Annotated in this window: 17 protein-coding genes; 6 read left to right on the top strand and 11 right to left on the bottom strand. The window is 40.2% G+C overall.

The features are described 5' to 3' along the window. Positions 1-14: 14 nt before the first annotated feature. The 3 genes from N475_RS03090 to N475_RS03100 form a co-directional block, all read right to left on the bottom strand. Positions 15-968, bottom strand: a complete 954-nt coding sequence (locus N475_RS03090; RefSeq protein ID WP_063364679.1) for an alpha/beta hydrolase — start codon at positions 966-968, stop codon at positions 15-17. An 82-nt stretch (positions 969-1,050) separates the two neighbouring features. Then, complete coding sequence (locus N475_RS03095) at positions 1,051-2,082, bottom strand: AraC family transcriptional regulator (protein WP_063364680.1); 1,032 nt, start codon at positions 2,080-2,082, stop codon at positions 1,051-1,053. A 271-nt stretch (positions 2,083-2,353) separates the two neighbouring features. Continuing rightward, positions 2,354-4,378, bottom strand: coding sequence for an EAL domain-containing protein (locus N475_RS03100; RefSeq protein WP_063364681.1), 2,025 nt, complete (start codon positions 4,376-4,378; stop codon positions 2,354-2,356). Positions 4,379-4,624: 246 nt separating this feature from the next. On the opposite strand from N475_RS03100, the gene N475_RS03105 reads away from it, so the two are divergent. The 3 genes from N475_RS03105 (at position 4,625) to N475_RS03115 (ending at position 8,629) form a co-directional block, all read left to right on the top strand. Beyond that, positions 4,625-5,773, top strand: coding sequence for a hypothetical protein (locus N475_RS03105; protein WP_063364682.1), 1,149 nt, complete (start codon positions 4,625-4,627; stop codon positions 5,771-5,773). A gap of 134 nt (positions 5,774-5,907) precedes the next feature. Next, positions 5,908-6,627 carry a PEP-CTERM/exosortase system-associated acyltransferase gene (locus N475_RS03110; protein ID WP_063364683.1) on the top strand — a complete coding sequence of 240 codons (720 nt, stop codon included), beginning with the start codon at positions 5,908-5,910 and terminating at the stop codon, positions 6,625-6,627. A gap of 34 nt (positions 6,628-6,661) precedes the next feature. Then, on the top strand, positions 6,662-8,629 hold the full coding sequence (locus N475_RS03115) for a ThiF family adenylyltransferase (protein ID WP_063364684.1): 1,968 nt from the start codon (positions 6,662-6,664) through the stop codon (positions 8,627-8,629). Positions 8,630-8,703: 74 nt separating this feature from the next. On the opposite strand, the gene N475_RS03120 is transcribed toward N475_RS03115, so the two are convergent. The 3 genes from N475_RS03120 to N475_RS03130 form a co-directional block, all read right to left on the bottom strand. Further along, the gene (locus N475_RS03120; protein ID WP_063358376.1) at positions 8,704-9,606 is read right to left on the bottom strand and encodes a sterol desaturase family protein; all 903 of its coding nucleotides are present in this window, start codon (positions 9,604-9,606) and stop codon (positions 8,704-8,706) included. A gap of 1 nt (position 9,607) precedes the next feature. Further along, positions 9,608-10,207 (bottom strand): hypothetical protein, encoded by a 600-nt coding sequence (locus N475_RS03125; protein WP_063358377.1) that lies wholly within the window; start codon positions 10,205-10,207, stop codon positions 9,608-9,610. A gap of 85 nt (positions 10,208-10,292) precedes the next feature. Beyond that, the gene (locus N475_RS03130) at positions 10,293-10,871 is read right to left on the bottom strand and encodes a TetR/AcrR family transcriptional regulator (RefSeq protein WP_063358378.1); all 579 of its coding nucleotides are present in this window, start codon (positions 10,869-10,871) and stop codon (positions 10,293-10,295) included. A gap of 209 nt (positions 10,872-11,080) precedes the next feature. Between N475_RS03130 and N475_RS03135 the strand changes: the two genes are divergently transcribed. Together N475_RS03135 and N475_RS03140 are read left to right on the top strand one after the other, a co-directional pair. Beyond that, positions 11,081-11,284, top strand: a complete 204-nt coding sequence (locus N475_RS03135) for a hypothetical protein (RefSeq protein WP_063358379.1) — start codon at positions 11,081-11,083, stop codon at positions 11,282-11,284. Between the two features lie 114 nt (positions 11,285-11,398). Then, entirely contained in the window at positions 11,399-12,442 is a 1,044-nt protein-coding gene (locus N475_RS03140) for a fibrinogen-like YCDxxxxGGGW domain-containing protein (RefSeq protein WP_063358380.1), read from the top strand. A gap of 116 nt (positions 12,443-12,558) precedes the next feature. Here N475_RS03140 and N475_RS03145 read toward each other — a convergent pair whose 3' ends face one another. Both N475_RS03145 and N475_RS03150 read right to left on the bottom strand, forming a co-directional pair. Next, positions 12,559-13,794: a phosphatidylserine decarboxylase gene (locus N475_RS03145; RefSeq protein ID WP_063358381.1), complete on the bottom strand. Its 1,236-nt coding sequence runs from the start codon at positions 13,792-13,794 to the stop codon at positions 12,559-12,561. Between the two features lie 160 nt (positions 13,795-13,954). Next, a complete protein-coding gene (locus N475_RS03150; protein WP_063358382.1) occupies positions 13,955-14,851 on the bottom strand; it encodes a TIGR01777 family oxidoreductase in 897 nt (298 codons plus the stop codon). 147 nt (positions 14,852-14,998) lie between these two features. Between N475_RS03150 and N475_RS03155 the strand changes: the two genes are divergently transcribed. Beyond that, positions 14,999-16,030 (top strand): AI-2E family transporter, encoded by a 1,032-nt coding sequence (locus N475_RS03155; protein ID WP_063358383.1) that lies wholly within the window; start codon positions 14,999-15,001, stop codon positions 16,028-16,030. On the opposite strand, the gene N475_RS03160 is transcribed toward N475_RS03155, so the two are convergent. The 3 genes from N475_RS03160 to N475_RS03170 are packed head-to-tail and all read right to left on the bottom strand — an operon-like array spanning position 16,020 to position 18,428. Continuing rightward, positions 16,020-16,433 (bottom strand): hypothetical protein, encoded by a 414-nt coding sequence (locus N475_RS03160; RefSeq protein WP_063358384.1) that lies wholly within the window; start codon positions 16,431-16,433, stop codon positions 16,020-16,022. The two genes, N475_RS03155 and N475_RS03160, sit on opposite strands and share 11 nt — an antisense overlap. Next, positions 16,417-17,760, bottom strand: coding sequence for an ATP-binding protein (locus N475_RS03165; RefSeq protein WP_063358385.1), 1,344 nt, complete (start codon positions 17,758-17,760; stop codon positions 16,417-16,419). Before N475_RS03165 ends, N475_RS03160 begins: the two co-directional genes overlap by 17 nt. After that, positions 17,754-18,428, bottom strand: coding sequence for a response regulator transcription factor (locus tag N475_RS03170; RefSeq protein WP_063358386.1), 675 nt, complete (start codon positions 18,426-18,428; stop codon positions 17,754-17,756). Before N475_RS03170 ends, N475_RS03165 begins: the two co-directional genes overlap by 7 nt. Position 18,429: the final 1 nt, after the last annotated feature.

An 18,429-nucleotide genomic window follows, 5' to 3' on the forward strand; every position in this document is an offset into this window, starting at 1 on the left:
TTAATTAAAGCAGTTCAGGCCTCAAATACTTTATCTAATTGTGCAAAGGGCTGATCTGCACTTAATAGTAGAAGCGGCTTGTTCAGGGGAGATTTTGCGACATGACCCAGCACAATGCCATCCATGTTCGCGGCGGCTTTGCAGTTATCTAACTGTTGGCAACCATTCATTGCAGCACTACCGCCAAGGCTAAAACCGAGGGTGCCCACGTTGTGCAGATTAACTTGATCCTCAAGAGACCATTGGTTCCATAAAAGCCACTCGTGTACGGTCGTGACATCCTGTCCAATTTGCAAGGCTACTGTATTGTCAAAATAGACTCTACCTGCGGGCATGGTCACGTCCTGCTTTCCCTCTGGAAGGTATAAATGAGCAGTTTTACCACTATCGAAAGTTGTCACCCCTGATAGGTAGGTATGGTTAATTGCCACAACCACGAATCCATGGCTGGCTAGTGACTCTAAAAGCTCTGTATTGTCGATTTCGAAAAGTCCCAATCCATGGGAGTAATATAGTATCGGCCAGCCAACATTTTCATTGAGAGCCACAGGGGCGTTGGCAACAGACCAAGAGAGCATATCTGATAAGAGGTGCTGTTCAGGATGAATCGGCGCATTAGCTGGGCGCATGCTTTCGAGATAAGACTGTTGGTCTCCCCACTTATTAAAATAAGCTTGGTACTTTGTACTTTGTGTATGTGAAGGATAAAAAATTTTAATATGAAGATTTCGCAGTTCTCCAAAATTTGGGCTGACGATATCTTCATGATAACTCTGTATATCTAACTCCTTAACGCCCACCCTAAAGTCTCCTGTCGGTGCCGGATAGTGATGCGAAAAGTTTGTGTCGACTTTTTTAACGGTGTCATAGTGAATGTTTGGTTCTGTTATCTGGTTATTATTTCCGCAGGCACTTACAAGTTGTATAAGTAACAGCGAAGGCGCAAGTTTGTTTTTTAGTAAGATCATAAAACACTCCTTAATGAGAGTGTTAGATTGCCTTATTGCTGAATTTAGTCGTCCTAATGAGTAAATTGGACGTCCGAATTGGCTAGTCTGGACTTATTTGTGTCGTCTTATACTGAGTAGGTGTAAGGTTGAGATACCGTTTGAATGCAGCATTAAAAGTAGATTTTGAATTGAACCCTGCTCGCAGTGCAATATCCAGAATCGGTTTTCTCGGGTGCGCTTTGAACAGACGACAGGTATATTCTACCCGTCGGCGATTTATCAAATCATAAAACTTTTCGCCAAGGTGCTGATTAATAACTTGAGACAAAATATAGGGCTTAGTATTAAGTAATTCCGCGAGGGAATTAAGATTTAGGTTCGGATCGGTAAACACAAGTTGCTCATCTAATAAGCAATTAAGTTGATTTAGCAGCAATTTGCTTACTTCGTCATCTTGAAGTTCCGTGCTGTTTCTTTCTTTTAAAGAGCTATTAAACGTGAGTAATTGTGGGTTAAGTAACAAAGCATAGGCGATGATGAACATAAAGAAGCTCATCAATAGTTGGGGCAGTGGTAAGTTTGTTTTAAATATATATTGGAAAGGAATTGTGCTGATAGCCAGTAGCAAGCTAGCACAGATACCCCATAGCAGCCATACATTGTCTTTGCTCAGATCTGCGAGATATTGTTCTCGGTTTTTTTGATAATGGTAAACGGTTATGCAAGCCCATCCAGCAAAAAATAAATAGATAATTAACAAGAAATACCCAGATAAAACGTGCCTTGTTGCAAGAGTTGTGCTGTCCGGGAAAATTAAAAAGTCAGCAACAGAAATGTTAAGTAACACCCATGGGATAAAGTAAGCAAAAATATGCTTTTTAGAAGGTTTGCTGCCTAAGCAAGTACGAATAAAAGCAAAAAACAATATGGCATAAATAGCCCCCCAACAGGCGTTTATCCTATTGGATATCCAGTTTTCTTGCTGCGCAAGTAATAAAAATAAATCGGTAGCGAATACGATATGGATCACCATCAGTAGTTTAAAATGAGTGTGTTGACTTGTTTTTTTGATGAGGAAGCCAACTATTACCAGACTTTGAGTAAACCCTCCCAATAGAATTGATGAAATCATACTTTCCCTTAAGTTATTGATTTTTTGTTTTATTATTAGTCTGTTTTAAAAATGTATACCACAAATGTGTTGTAAAAAACCGTTGTGATCCAAATTAGCCAATATTTAAAGCGACATTAGTAAACTTGCTAGGGTAAAAACGACAGTGTGTGTTTAGTTGCTTATGACTGTTTAGTACCACAAGCATAAATGGAAGTCACGTTAGCTAAATATGCATAATCGGAGAGAGGCCCTTATGGGGGTTTGAACTTTTCGGCCATTTAATCTGCTATTACGGCCTAAAAGCCTTAACGTAGGCTAACACTTCATCTTTTGGCATTGCTTTTTGATAGTACCAACCTTGCACCGTTTCAACATGTAGGCGTCTTATAAACTCAAGCTGGGACTGTGTTTCTACACCCTCAGCTACCAATCGTTTATTCATTTTATGTAAAAGTTCGACCACATGGGTGTAAAAGCCTTCGCCGTTTGCTGTTTTTGCTTTATCTAGCATCGACTTGTCGAGTTTAACGATGTCGATTGGCAGGTCTGCGAGCATTGATAGGCTTGAATAGCCCGTGCCAAAATCATCTATTACGGTTTTAATATTATGTTGCTTAAGCATTTTTATATTTGAAACAACCGTCTTTTTATCACTGAGGTAGCCAGATTCAACTACCTCAATTTTTAATTGGTTGGGGAATTGTTTAAAGCTTTCATAAACGTAAGCTATTAGCACATTGTCACTGAGTACCTTTGGATTTACATTGATGCTAATGATCGGCTTGTAACTTCTTTTGGCAAAGTAAAGTAAATCTCGCTGTGCTTGCTCAATTACCCAAGTGTCGATGATATCTGTCCTATCATGCTTGATTAGCGTATCTAAGAAGTAGGGCCCAGTAATGGTACCATCGGTCTTTTGCAGCCTTAATAAGGCTTCGAATCCACTAATGCTCTGAGTCTTCTGGCAAATCTGAGGTTGGTAAAAAAGTCTTAATTTACCATTGCTTATTTCAGTGAGTATGTGCTGCAACTCTTTGTTTGAATCTTCAATATATCTGCGATGAGATAGATAGTCCTGTTCGCTCGATTGCCTTAACTGCTCGGCAATATTCAGCGAATCACTTAGCTTGTTTATTGCATCAATAAAATGAAATTGTTCGCTTTGCTTTTTTAAAAAAGGAAAATAAATGAGCGCATTTACCGCGATTAATACTATTTGTAGGAGTACGCCCGAAAAGTCACCAGAGACTTCATAGCCACTGATTAATGTTGGTAGCATCCAACTTGTATTGACATCGGAGACAGAGACCCATTGAGCACTGATGGCGAAATAAGAAATTATAAAGTTAAAGATTGGCGTAAAGATAAATGGGATAAGCATGATCGGATTTAAAAAAACAGGCAGTGCAAAAAGCACGATCTCACAAAAGTTGAATAGGGTAAAAGGCAACGACAACTTGACAATATTGCGTTCGTGACAACCTTTTTTTAAGAAGAAAGCGGCGACAAGTAATCCTGCAAAGCAGCCAGTTCCTCCCATCAAGACAAATGTGTCATAAAAAGTTTTTGCGGGCAAATCAGCTAAGATGGGCTGAGATAAATAATCTGCATTGAACAGCATATTAAATGTATTGTCGCCATGAATACCAACAAACCATAGGCCATGTATAACCACCATTCTTTGAAAAGTGAGCTCTGCTATGGATTGGCTACCGGGGTCAGGAGTGATCACGTCAGCGATATGGTTACCTATAACGTTCAGTAAAGGCATAAAAGTATAAAAGCTAAGAAAGACTATAAAAAAGGGTATAATAATCAGCAGCTTCTCACTCAAAAATCGACTAACCTGATGAAAGTAAACAGTAAAGTTTGGTAGGGTTTTTATCATTAGTATTAGCAGCAAACTACTAATGCTAGGGATGATAATTGCGTATGGCGCAGCGCCTGTCGGGTTGAGTGAAAACGCGCCGTGATCTAACACAATGTACTGACCGTGAAGTGAAAAGCAAAGCAGTGCTAACATCGCACCTACAATGCCACTTTGGCCATAGTTCTTGCACAAAAAGAAGCCAATTGAAATGGCAACAATAACTGGAAACAATGCCAAAATGAGCGAAGCCGCGTTAAAAACGCTTTCGTATAAATAATGTTCTGTTGTGATTATATTAAATGCAAGCGCACTGTTTAGGATAAATATAGCTAATGCACTACTGACAAAGTAGGGGATCAATGAAATGAATGCCTCTCTCAGCGAGAGTAAATACTTGCTGTGTAAGGAGGCTTTTATTATTGGTTTCAAATGACGGTAGGACAATCAACATGCTCTCTAATTCTTATACCTTTAAGTATAAACACCCCTTTAAATTCTGCACTGGAAATTGAACTGATTTACTTTCAAATGGATAACTCCTTGCTACGTTTCGGACTTTTGGAAATATGGCAATAAAGTACTTCTTCGGCGTGATATTGGCCTTTTTAGCAGTAAAATCAGGAGTAGTCACCGAGTGAAGCGGCACATGTCTGATTATTATCATATGTAGGGTCGAACAAGGGGGGCAATATGAGTAATGAATCATCTACTCATCAAGCTGGCAGGCTTTTGGTATGGAATGAGAAGATAAAGAAACATATTCGGAGTATCGCATTGACTTTAGTGGGGGTGGTATCAGCTGCAGCTATCCCAATTTGGCAGATATACTTTGTGGAAACGTCTGAGGTCGTGATAGAACTCGCATCAATAAATCGCAACGAGTCTTCCCATTTTACAGTCCCACTTGATACCGATGAACTGGCCTTGCTTGAACCATACATTCCCAGTGATTCGCTGTATGAATTTAACCGTCAGGGCGTGAGAGGGGACAAGATTGACTACCCAGAGTTTACTTTGAATACTTTGTTTGAAGCCTATGAAAAGGCAAAGCAAGATTTAAAAAATATGGCTTTGACAAAAGCGAGTCTCTTAAAAAGTATTGAACGGATCGAAGCCTATTTGGACCCACAGAACCATCAATTTCCACTGGTTGAATTCAGAGTGAGCGAATTAAAAGGTTGGGACCTTAGCAATCATATTGACGACTCTGAAGCTCTTTATTTCGAAGAGCAAGTGCTCGCCATAACGCGAAACTACTCGCAAATGGCATTTGATAACCAAGAAAATCCAGAGATTAACATAGCGGCACTTAAGTTTTTGCTTAATGATGTAAAAGAAGATATCAGCGATGTTATTCATGAATCCACCGTTCGACATGAAAGGTTACGTGACGATATTCGTAATATCGAAACCCAATTAAACAAACTAAAGTCTCAACAATTAGAGTTATACACCTATTTTGAAGTTGAAGTCGTGGCTTCAAACACTGGCCGAGTTAGCACTTCTTTACGACCTTTGGCATTAATGCGTGTACAGATCAGCGAAAACAACTATGTTGATATTCGCTTGCAATTGCAAAATTACACAGAGCAAGCAGAGCTAGCGCCCTCTTCAACCAATATATTGCATTATCGTTCGAGTGAATTAAATACTTTTCCAAGCGAAGATCAGGCACTGATTAATACGTTTTGGGGGAGTACAGGTAGAGTACGTTTGTTTGCAATGGATACAAAACATAACGTATTTACATCCAACCAAATTGCTTTCGTAGACAATCGAAATCAAAAGCTCATCGTAGATAAACTCAAAGAGGCTGCCTCAGCTTATATGGATAAGTAACAAGTCTTGGCAATAGGTTTTGCATTATTTTAGACAATAATAATCGCCGCATAATGCATTGTTTTCACAGATTATGGTTTTTGCCGTCCAGATAAACTCCAAACCACAATAAAAGATAAAAATCAGGGAGTTTTATGCAGGTAAATTCAATATCTGAGGAGTTTGTGCGCGCGTTTACAATCAAATTAGCAATTACTCAAGCTGAGAAGGAGGAAGTCTATCGTATTCGTCACCAAGTGTATTGCTGTGAACTTAATTGGGAGCCAGAAAGCCCGTTAAAGCAAGAAAAAGACAAGCACGATGCCAATGCACAACACCTTTTGCTAAAGCACAACGAAAGTGGCAAATACATTGGGTGTAATCGGTTGATAACAAGTCCTGCTGGCAAAAATGAAATACTGCCGTGTGCGAATTTTTTGTCTGAGAACTTGAGTGAACAACATCGCAACCTTTTTGCTCAAGCGAGTATCGGCGAAGCCTCTCGCTTTGCGATTTTGCCCCAAATTAGAAAGAAAGAAAGTGGGGCATTACAAATAAATCAACGAGTGCGTCCATTTATGTCCACAGGTATGTATTTGAGCAACTTAGCGCTCGCAAAACTATTGGGGATGGAGGGAGTGCTTATACTGGTTTCTCCAAAGTTAGCACGTAGAGTCGGCATGTTAGGGCTCGGATTAACAAAAATAAGCCAAGATATTGAGCATAAGGGCAGCCGTGCAGTTTATTTCTTACCTGTTGAGCAGTCTCCATACTTGCTTAAATCCAACCCGAAATTGATTGAGTTGTACGACACAATTAAAGCGAGTGTGAGCTCACAACTCAATGGCCTTTTTACGCTGAATCAAGCGAAGTAAACCTGCATTAGAATTAGGATAAGGATAAAAAACAATGTCACATGATTTTGAGTATGACCTCGCTTTTTCAAGAAACATTGGTTGGGTCACACAAACAGAGCAGCAAACGTTAAAAAATAAACGTATTGCAATAGCTGGTATGGGGGGAGTAGGAGGCGGCCATTTACTTGCATTGGTTAGGCTTGGGATCACTCAGTTCAATCTAGCTGATTTTGATGAATTTGGTTGTGAAAATACCAATAGGCAGGTTGGAGCAGCAACGTCCAGTTACGGTAAAAAGAAACTAGAAACCATGATTAATATGGCGAAAGACATTAACCCAGACATTGATATTAAAGCGTTTCCTCAAGGTGTTACAAAAGACAATGTTGATACATTTCTTGATGGCTGTGACATCTATGTAGATGCGCTGGACTTTTTTGTTCTAGATATACGCAGGCTGGTGTTTTCACGTTGTGAGACGTTAAAAATCCCCGCAACTACAGCCGCTCCTATTGGATTAGGCACTGCTTATATTAACTTCTTGCCAGGGAAAATGTCGTTTGAGGAATATTTTGATTTTAAGGAAAACTCAGAGAATGAACAATATCTCAAATTTTATTTGGGTTTAACTCCCTCTAATTTGCAGAAGCATGCTTTGGTTGATGCGAGTCGTGTCGATCTGGCGAACCAAAAAGGTCCATCCAATGTTGCAGGGTGTCAACTAGCAGCAGGGGTGGTAGTCGCACAAGTTGTAAAAATTTTACTCAACCGTGGGCCTGTGTTATGTGCTCCATATAGCCTGCATTTTGACGCTTTTAGCAATAAACTTAATAGAGTATGGCGGCCTTTTGGCAATAAAAACCCGATTCAAAAACTCGCATTTAAACTTGCTAAAAGAAAATTACATCTGCATTCGCAAAAGCTGAACTCTGAAGAGGATATTGAACAGAGCTCAGATCTGACACTTGCTTGTAAAGTCATCGACTTGGCCAGATGGGCCCCCAGTGGAGATAATTGTCAGCCATGGCAGTTTGAGTTACTTGATGAGAGTACGTTCAATGTTCATGCGCGCGATACACGTGCTTCTAGTGTATACGACTTGGATGGGCACTCTAGTCACATAGCCCATGGTATTTTGTTGGAAACAATAGAAATTGCAGCGAGTAAATTTAGCTGTAGAGTAGAAGTTATTGATATTCAGGGTAGTGAGTTTAGCCGTATTTATAAAGTGGCGTTGAAACATGATGATGCTGTGAAACCAGACCCTCTCCTGCCACACATTAAAACTCGTACAGTGCAAAGGAAAGCAATGGGTACACGGCCGCTATCGGACGCAGAAAAATCGAGTTTAATAGCGAGTTTGCCTGCTGGCTTTAAAGTACAGTGGTACCAAAGTCGAAAAGAAAAAGCTCGCTTTGCTTGGTTAAACGCGCATAACGCAAAAACAAGATTGACGATGAAGGAAGCCTACTTAGTTCATAGGGAGATTATTGACTGGGGGAAGCAATTCAGTGAAACGAAAATACCAGAGCAAGCCCTTGGATTAGACAGGCCAACAGCTAGATTAACCCAGTGGTTGTTTAAAAGCTGGAGGCGAGTGGCATTTTTTAATCGGTATTTGTTTGGTACTGTTGCTCCAAGGGTCCAATTGGACTTTATCCCAGGTGTTAGAGCGAGTTGTCACTTTACTATTTATAGCGAGGGAAAAGTTGAAAATACCAGTGATTATGTTGCTGCAGGCAGAGCCATCCAACGTTTTTGGCTGAAGACAGACCAGTTGCAGTTGGGACTTCAACCAAGCATGACTCCGCTAATATTTGCGAGATATTTAGAGAGTGATATCTCCTTCACAGAAAATAGAAATGCAGCATATCATGCTTTCAAGAGTTATTACTTGCTCAAAAAAGTGGTTAAAAACCATGAGCGAGTAGTCTTTATGGGAAGGCTGGGTCGAACGAATAGACCCTCATCTAGGTCCATTAGAAAAGCGCTAAGTACGCTCTTGGTTAAAGGCTCGTAACGCCCAGTATGAACTGAGTAAATGCAAAAGTAGCTGCAATTACTCAGTTTGATTTAGCAAATTATTCAGTGTCATTATTGGTTTGTTTTGTGATAGTTGGCTTGGCTCTGTTGCCAAGCCCAAATAGGGGGCTTGTGCAATAACTTTAACTTATGAGACCAGGTTGGTGCCTTGTATATCTGTTGTGCAAGTTTTATATATCCACTAAAGAACACCTTAATTGGATTGATGCTGTTTATTTGTGGATAGACGCCATATTTAACTTTTTCATCCTCTCTTGCAAATGTGCCAAATAGCCTATCCCAGATTATAAAAATTCCTGCATAGTTTTTGTCTAGGTATCGTGTATTCCGTGCATGGTGAACTCTGTGATGTGAAGGCGTGTTAAAGATAGCTTCAATAGGGCGAGGCAGTTTTTTAACGGTCTCAGTGTGTAGCAAAGTTTGGTAAACCTGCACGATCACCTCCGCCAATAAAATAATGAATGGATGAAACCCGAGTGCGGCAAGTGGCAAGTAAAAAAACAATGGAAACAACCAGTCAAGTGGACCATGTCGATACGCCACGGAGATATTAAAATGTGGAGAGCTGTGATGGACGGTATGAGATGCCCATGCAAATCCATTCTTATGCAAAAACCTATGCTCCCAATAGTAGGCAAGATCGGCTAAGACGATACAACATAGAATGGTCCACAAGGTTGTGGGTAATTCAACAATTTTGTAATTGTCAAAGACAAAAAAGAAGATGCCTACATATGCAATGGCTACTAAGCCTACGAGCAATATGAATAAACCTAATGTAACAAAGTTAGTTATGCTATCTCCCAACAAGTTTTTCGTAACCTGACGCTTAAAGGCATAGCGGATAATTTCTATTACAAATAGTGAAAGAGCTATGACAAAAAACCAGTCGTCAATAAAAGTCTCCATCCACCAAATATCATCAACAGATAGCGTCGCTGTAAGAAAGTCCATGTTATTGCTCTCCATAGCGAATTAGCATTTCAGTAGCTGTTGTGTCACCGTTTTCAGATAAGTAATGTACTTCAACAACATGTTGAATATTCCTCCGGTAATCGATAGCTTGCCAAGCTTCCTCAAGCTGCTTTTGGGTATATTTTTTTCGGCTCAATAAGGGATGATAATCAGCCGATGCAATGGTTGTTGTGGCACTGGGCTTGGTTAAATTACCAACCGGATAACCAATAGTAACCGTGGCACTGTCAAAGTTTGCTGAAAAGTTGCGATAGTAAACATAAACCGCGTTTGGGGCTTTTTTCAAATTGCCATTCAAACGCTCATTATCACTAAAATCTTGCCAAAGCCTTGTAACATCAGATGTTGCGATGTTGGCTGTATTTCCTTGAATTATTATTTTATTCAGGTGCTTGGTAGTTAAATTGTGCCTTTTTGAAGTCGCGGAAGTCCCCTCAATCGCTGCTTGAGTTTGTTCGTTGTTGAGAGTTGGGCTTTTCTGTTTGGTCAAAGCGACAGCTTGAGTTGGTTGCAATAGAGCGACCCCCCAAACTGAGAGTACTATGACACCAGACACTAAAATTGAGCTTGCTAGATTCATATCTTGTCCTAAATATGGCAATGATTTAATTCTAGCTTAAATTTTATACTTTAAATTGTCAATATGAAAATTTACAGTTCTTGACTTATTCAAGTGTCGTGCATAAAAGCTTGGTACTGGCTTTAAGTTTGTGAACTTGATCAACTAGGGTTAGGGGTAAAAAAGATTCGGATAGGAGGTAGTTTGCATAGACTCCATGAGCAATTAACTCGATTTTTTCTTCACAGGCTTGTGGGTACTGTGCTTTTAAAATGCCACTGACAATATCTATAAATTCCGCCATTATTTGTTCTTGGTCAGCTTTTATGGGGGGCAGCCTTTTTGCTTCAGAGAAAATAGCTTCACCAACAATTGTGTTATTGATTTGTTCTTTTGAACCAATAGTAAATAGGGCGTCTATCAATGATTCCACTTGGTTTTTACTGGGAAGCCAAGGTAGCAACTGTTGCCACTGTTGAGAGTATTTTTCCTTGAGTCTGGTACTTAGTGCACAGATAATATCGTCTCTATTACCAATGTAATGACGCAATATGGTACGTTTTACGCCAGCGGTTTCAGCGATGTTTTCTAGCGATGTTGCTTGAATACCATATTTTAAAATACAGGTTTCTAACGCATCTAAGATCTCTTCTTTACGCTGAGCCGCCATGCTAGGTCTTGCCATAATAATCACCTTCTTACTGTTTTGAACACTATATCAATTACACGGTTAATTGTCATGTTGACAACTAATACTGAAAACGAGTAATCTTTAAATTGTCATTGTGACAATTTATTGTGAGTTGAGCGACTTTGACTTTAAGTTGATGGCAGTTTGGGCGAACGCGATCCAATAATTTAATTAGAAACTTATGAATTGATATAGAGGTGTGTATGTTTTTGGGATTACCTTGGGGTTACTGGTTAGGTTTTGCTTTAGTGCTTTGGTTACTATTTGACTTAGTGAGAGGTGTTGCACATTTGTGGCACCCATATGAAAGACAGAGTCAGCCAGGAATGTATTGGCTCACAATGATTGTATGGGCGCTCGTTGCTGCATCATGCTTTGTGTATCCGCATTGGCCAATTGCCTATTAATGATTTAGTAAAACGATTGGGCTGACTATATTACGAAATGTGTCTTATTAAGATATTTATCTCTGAAATATATAATATCAACATCTGTTTGTATTTGATTAATAGAGAAAATTTATGAAAAAGACGTTAGTATTCGGTATTACTTCTGCAGCGTTAGCAGCGAATCTATCCGTAATGAAACAAGCCTGTGCGCAGACAATTACGGATCCGCAGCCTTCAGTCATTTCCGATACCGATTGGCAGGAAACAAGTACAAATGTAACGACATTAAAAAATGTAGGGATTGGCATGACTTCGCCAACTGAGGCATTACATGTGATAGGTAATGCCATTGCTGATGACCCACTACAGCCTGCTCACTTAGTGACAAAACGATATTTAGATACGCAACTTCAAAGTGTAATAGCTCAGTCTGACGCGCAGCAACAGCAAATTAAATCTTTACTGCAAAGAGTGTCAGCCCTTGAGAGTCAATATCAAAACGTTCGCAATGACTATATACAAGTGGTTGCGCGTCTCGATGAAGTTGAAAGCACTTTATCCCCATCAGGGCGTAATTGCCTTGATATCAAAACTCAGATCCCAGTGGCTGCAACCGGGTTTTATCTTATTGACCCAGATGGTGAAAACATTGGTGTTGATGCATTCAAAGTCTGGTGTGATATGGATTACCAAGGTGGTGGCTGGACGTTATTTGCCAACCACAAAGATAACATCGTTAATATTCAAGAAGGGGAAGTGATATCACCTGCTGAATTTTCGGTGATGAAAGCACAAAGGTGGCAAGCTCTCAGGCAAACTGTCAGTGGTGGTATGATGTTCAAAGATGAACATGGCCGAATCACGCAGGTGTATCAGGCTAAAATGAACAATGCCAATTGCAGAAATATTTACACAGAAGATAACTTAGCGGCACTATCCACATTGGGTGATTACGGTCTAATCTGGCATCACGAAGACACCAATTGCAATGTGTCGTGGGACTTTGCAGGTGTTATTCTCGGTGATAAAGACTCGACCCGTGTAGAATCTTATACATACCAAGGCGCATCTGTTTTACAAGCACCAAACTCCAAAACACGTTTTGACGTTTGGCCCTATGGAAGTGATGAAAGCTCTCGTCATCATCAAAATGAGTTACTTTATTTTGTAAAGTGATAACTTTGATTGGTATAAAAGGCGCTACAACGCGCCTTTTACGACGTTGGGCAGGTGTACCTATTTAGTTTTAGTTGTTTCTTGATTGATAACCCAGCACATTACTAATATATAAATCAGTGATTTATACCTGATTTCACGGCAGCTAAGCTTTCTCGAACTTTCATAAGTCTAGGCTTATCGGGTCCTTTAATCTTTTTATCAGCAACTTTAAAATCTAAGTTTTTACCTGGTTCGAAAGCGAGCACAATAGATGATCCCCCATATCCAAAGTGCCCCATATATTGACCGGACTGTATTTTTTCACCTGTACTGATAGCATTAGTTATGCTTCCAACACCCCAAAAGCCTATTGCAACCATCGCAACCAATCCCAATCTTTCAGTTTTAATAACCCACACATAACGTTGATGTTTAGCAAGTTTTTGGTACCAGCCTGCTTTATCACTATTGGAAGGTGCAAGCGGACCATAAGGGTCATTGGGATCAAAATCATCAAAATCATAGTTGTATGAACCGGGGTAAAGCCCTTGCTCTATGACCGTACCAGTTACTGGGGCGTGAAAATGGTGATAATCTGTGAACCAGAGCAATGCATCCAGTAAAGGACCACCTACAAATAGCCTGCCATAGCCAGGTATAGCCTCAATTAGGTTAAACTCATCGCCTGATTTATTAGGTAAAAGGTAGCTTTGGTGCTTACCTACATTTTGGCTCTCCTGAGTGAGGAAGAAAATCCCGCCATCGCAAGGAGCGATAACAGGTGCTTCAGCTTCAGGTCGTTGGTTTGGCTTCAGGTTTCTTAAAAAAAACTGATTAAATGATTTAAATCCGCCTGTAGGACTTTTTGGATCTGGTAATTCATAGTTATTGATATCGAAGGGGTGCTCTTTCGTACCGGTATATTTAACCCACTCCGGCAACGTTGTGATCGAGTCAGTGCTATTTATCCATTTCCCATGACAATCCAAAAATTTCTTAAACCAGTTCTTGAAAGGCGGTTGATTGGCAAGTTGTAGGCCTGTTTCTGTATTTACTAAGTAATCCCAGTATTCAATGTATTCTCCAGGGTTGCTTGGGGTAGGCGTGTAGGTGAGCCATTTTTTGAAAAAATGAGTGAGAGTATAGCCAGACTGCTGGTATAGGTATGGTAGCCAATAAGAAGCGACTTCTTTTCTACGCTTGATATTTGTTTCAATACATAACTCTGAAAGAGCGCCTAAGTATAAATACTTATATTGAGGATTTTGCTCAAACAAGGCTGTTAGTTTGTTGATATGTGTGTCACAAGCTTTTTTATGTTCAGACCAAATACATGGAACGGGCAAAGAGATTGGAGTAATTGATGACATTATAATGAGTCCTTTTAGTCATTGATTAAGCGCCTACACAGAGCTGGAAGTCACCTTCACGGTATATGAATGAAGCGCGGCTCAACCAAAAGTGTAGTTCATATAGAGGAAGTAAAAGAGGCGCATAGATGATTGCACCTCGCAAGGGGTGGTAATAGGTTTAGTGCATGATTTGTTTGAGAGCTTCTTCCAATGAAGTGTATCTAAAACGATAATTTGCATTTAACGCCTTTTGAGGGATAACTTTTTGTCCGTATATGAGAATGTCTGACATTTCACCAAAAGCCCACTTCAAGAAGCTCTCTGGCAGCCATAAGAATGCAGGGCGGTTGAGCACATTCGCTAGACAATCCGAAAACTCTTTATTTGAAACAGGGTTAGGCGCTGTAGCATTAAATGCACCCTCCAACTCAGTATGTTTGATCAAAAACAGAATTAGTTGAATCATATCGTCGATATGGATCCAAGACATGATTTGATCACCAGAGCCCATTGGACCACCCATACCCCAAGAAAAAGCAGGAAGCATTTTCTTAAGTGCGCCACCATGGCGTGACAACACGACTCCGGTGCGCAACAAGCAAACTCGAGTTTGTTCGCTTTTAGCGCTTAAAGCCGCATTTTCCCAATCTTTACACAGCTGGTGGCTGAATTCATTGAAGGGCTTGTCAAAATTTTCATCAACAGTAACATCGGCAGCTTGTCTACCATAAAAACCAATAGCACTACCTGATATAAAGGTGTGAGGAGGTGTACTAGCGGCATTGATTTGCTGCGCAATTTGCTCAGTTAAGCCGACACGGCTTGAGGTAATTGCTTCTTTTTGTTTGTCACTCCAGCGTTTGTCTGCAATAGGCTCACCTGCGAGGTTAATGACGATATCCAGTTCGTTGAAGTCAATATCAGTGAGTTGAGACACAAAGCGAGCGTTTTGAGGCAGTACCTGCCGAGCTTTAACTTCACTTCTGGTTAGTATGGTTAAAGTATTTCTGTTGACTAAAAACTTGCAAAGTTCTTGTCCAATTAATCCTGTAGCTCCAGTTATCAGTATATTCATTCCACGCCCAATTAGTGATTGGTTTACATATGTTTTGAGTTTTACCCTAGTGTTTTGAAAACAAATTCAATTACAATAGTAGCAGATACATATAAAAATTATGTGTGATCATTCCTTCAACGTTGCGACCTCGCATAAGGATCAAAAGTGTCATCATTAACAGGAATAAATAAAAGCTTAGTTGTATTAGCTTCCTTATTCATTGTATTAGCAGGGATAAAACTTGCAAACGATATATTAGTGCCGTTCATTTTGGCTGCATTTATTGCCATTATTTGTAACCCGCTACTCAAGTTTTTTGCCAGCTATCGTATTCCAAAAGGGGCTGCGATCATTATTATCATCGCATTTGTGGCTTTACTAGGTACTAGCTTGGCGGGATTAGTTGGGCAATCGCTCAATGACTTTTCTCAGCAGTTGCCCAGTTATCGAGAAGCACTACAAGATAAATTCTTATGGCTAGTTAATACTGCCGCAAATTACAATATATTAATTGATAAGCAGCAGCTAATTTCGCTATTTGACCCAGGAAAAATGATTGATGTTGCTACTAATATGCTTGCTGGATTTGGCGGTGTGATGGCAAATATCTTCCTTATTTTATTAACTGTTGTGTTTATGCTATTCGAAGCGCCAATGCTCAGTAAAAAAGTACACATTGCCCTTGATGATCCACAGATGAAAATGCAGCAAATAGACCGCTTTTTAAATTCAATCAATAGCTATTTAGCCATTAAAACTCTAGTTTCCTTGGCAACAGGTGCATTGGCGGGCCTAATCTTGTGGATATTAGACGTCGACTATTTTGTATTGTGGGGCGTGTTGGCATTTTTACTTAATTATATTCCGAATATTGGGTCGATCATCGCGGCTGTTCCACCTGTTTTACTCGCGCTGGTTACTCATGGTCCTGTGGTGAGTGGGCTTGTAGCTGTGGGCTACTTGTCAATTAATACTGTGATGGGCAATATTGTAGAGCCTAAATATATGGGTAAAGGTCTTGGATTATCTACGCTGGTTGTATTTCTATCTTTGATTTTTTGGGGATGGTTGTTGGGAACTGTGGGGATGTTGTTGTCGGTACCGTTAACTATGGTGGTGAAGATTGGCTTAGAAAACAGTGAAGATGGCCGCTGGTTGGCGACCATGCTTGGCAGTTATGATGAGTCTAAAAGTTAGCTTTTAGTTCTGTGGTATGGTGCTGTAAAAATGAAATTTTACAGCGCTTATATACCTTGGCCGCACTGGTTGAGTTGGGAAGCTCTTTTAAATATCGCCATTTGCACGAGTCTTCCATATATCGACTTTGACTAAGTAAACTGCGTTTAATAATTGGCATGAGCTGAGTGTTACCAGTGTCTTTTTCTAACTCCTCTGTATCCATAATGAGTTTGTTTATCCAAGCTTGCCTATCTCGCTCTAAGAGCTCAATATTGCTATCTAAACACATCAGGTAGCGTTTTGCTTTTTGAGGATGGTCTGAATCTAGATGTGTGCAATCAGCCAGTGTACTCGTGCGAGCACTGGCATCTAAGCTGATTGCTGCTAGGGTCAAGGTTAAAAGATTAGTTATTCTGCTCATAGCCAAATTCTATTGTAAATTGGGCGCCGCCAAGCTCACTGTAGTCGATGATAATGTTGCCATGATATGAAGCTACCAAATCGGATACAATGGCCATTCCCACACCGTGTCCAGCTTCGTATGTATCGAGTCGCGTTCCACGTTGTAGGAGCTCATTACGCTTGTTTTCTGGTATACCTGGTCCATCATCGCCAATGACAAATACAGTGCCTCTATTGGGAGTCGTTTTTACTTGGATATCAATCTTATGCGCACATGCCTTACATGCATTATCGATGATATTCCCTAATATTTCCATTAAATCGGTTTTATCACCAAGAAATGCAGCATCTTCAGCGCAAAATGCCGAAAACTGGATTGCTTTATCATGATAGACCTTGCCCATGGCGTTAAGAATTGAATTTAACACCGGCTTAACTGCAGTTTGTTTTTTCCATGTATCTGACGCACCTGTCGCTGCGCGTTTCAATTGATGCTCGATCATCGCATTTATGCGATCAAGTTGCTCTTGCGCTTCAGCGTCGTTTGCTAATGAACTGGATTTTAAAACTGCAAGGGGCGTCTTTAACGCGTGGGCTAAGTCGCTCAAAGAAGCCCTATAGCGTTCTTTTTGGCGACGTTGAGAGTCAAGTAAAAGGTTCAAATCGGCCTTTATCGTATTCAATTCAACCGGATATAAGCCAGATATTTTATCTCGTTCGCCTGCTTCTACTTCTTTGATTTCTTTGTCGAGTCGTTGCAGGGGTCGAGCATTCCATACAAATCCAAAAGCCATCAGTGCTGCGATTACTACACCCATAATCAACATCCAATTGACCAGTGTATTTCTGAATTCAGACATAAGCGCAACGAGCGCTGAATTCTTTTTGAGCAAAATAAATTTAGCTTGTTGAGATTGTTCGGCATTGCCCAAGATAACAGTAAGGCTTAGCTGCCAAAACTCTTCACCACTATATTCTACTTTTTTAAATTCGGAGGCACCTGCTTGAGTTTGAGAAACATCAGGTGTTACCGTAAGGCTCACAGCTGATTCGGAATACCAAACTAAGGTGTTTTGTTGATAGACAAGTGCATAAGTATCTGAATTTAATCTGTTTAACTCTGGTGCAAGAATGGTTCTTGGCATTGAAATGCCATCAGAAACAAACTCAACTTCTGAAATAAGAGAATACAAATGTGCTTCTAGCGTTTTCTCAGTGGCATCAATAAGTGTTGCGTGATAAGCGCGTCCAATTGAAAAAAACAGCGCTGGTAGGGCAACTATTAAAACAAAGACAAGGATAAAACCTTGCCTTATTTTTAGTGATATCTGTGAGCTACTTACCACTGGGTTTTAAACCTGTAACCTCTACCTCGCAGAGTTTCTACTGGATTTAAGGTACCATCCGGGTCAAGTTTTTTCCTTAGGCGCAGAACAAATACTTCAATGACATTTGAGTCTAAATCAAAGTCCTGATCGTAAATGTGTTCAGTGAGTTCTGATTTTGAAATAACTTTATGTGGGTTAACCATTAAGTATTCTAGCACTTTGTATTCGTATGCTGTTAGAGACAGCTCTCTGTCATCGACAAAGACTTGCTGAGACCGTGTATGCAGAGTGATTGGACCAATCGAAATCTCTGGGTTAGCCTGACCTGCACTACGTCTGATTAGCGCATTACAGCGTGCAATGAGCTCTTCAACATGAAATGGTTTGGTCAGGTAGTCGTCTGCACCAGCATCAAGCCCTTCCACTTTTTCTTGCCAGCGATCACGTGCGGTTAGAATTAAGATAGGGATCTTAATATCTTGGGCTCTTGCACGTCTTATTAACTCAATACCATCAATTTTTGGCAGACCTAAATCGACAACTGCTAAATCGAGCGGGTATTCTGTTAAGTGAAAAAGGCCGTTTTCGCCATCATGACAAAGATCTACGCTATACTTCTCTTTCTCTAAAACGTTACGTAAGTTTTCAGCTAACTGAACGTCATCTTCTATTACTAAAATTCGCATT

The sequence above is a fragment of the Pseudoalteromonas luteoviolacea DSM 6061 genome (assembly GCF_001625655.1).
GTDB classification, from domain to species: Bacteria; Pseudomonadota; Gammaproteobacteria; order Enterobacterales; family Alteromonadaceae; genus Pseudoalteromonas; species Pseudoalteromonas luteoviolacea.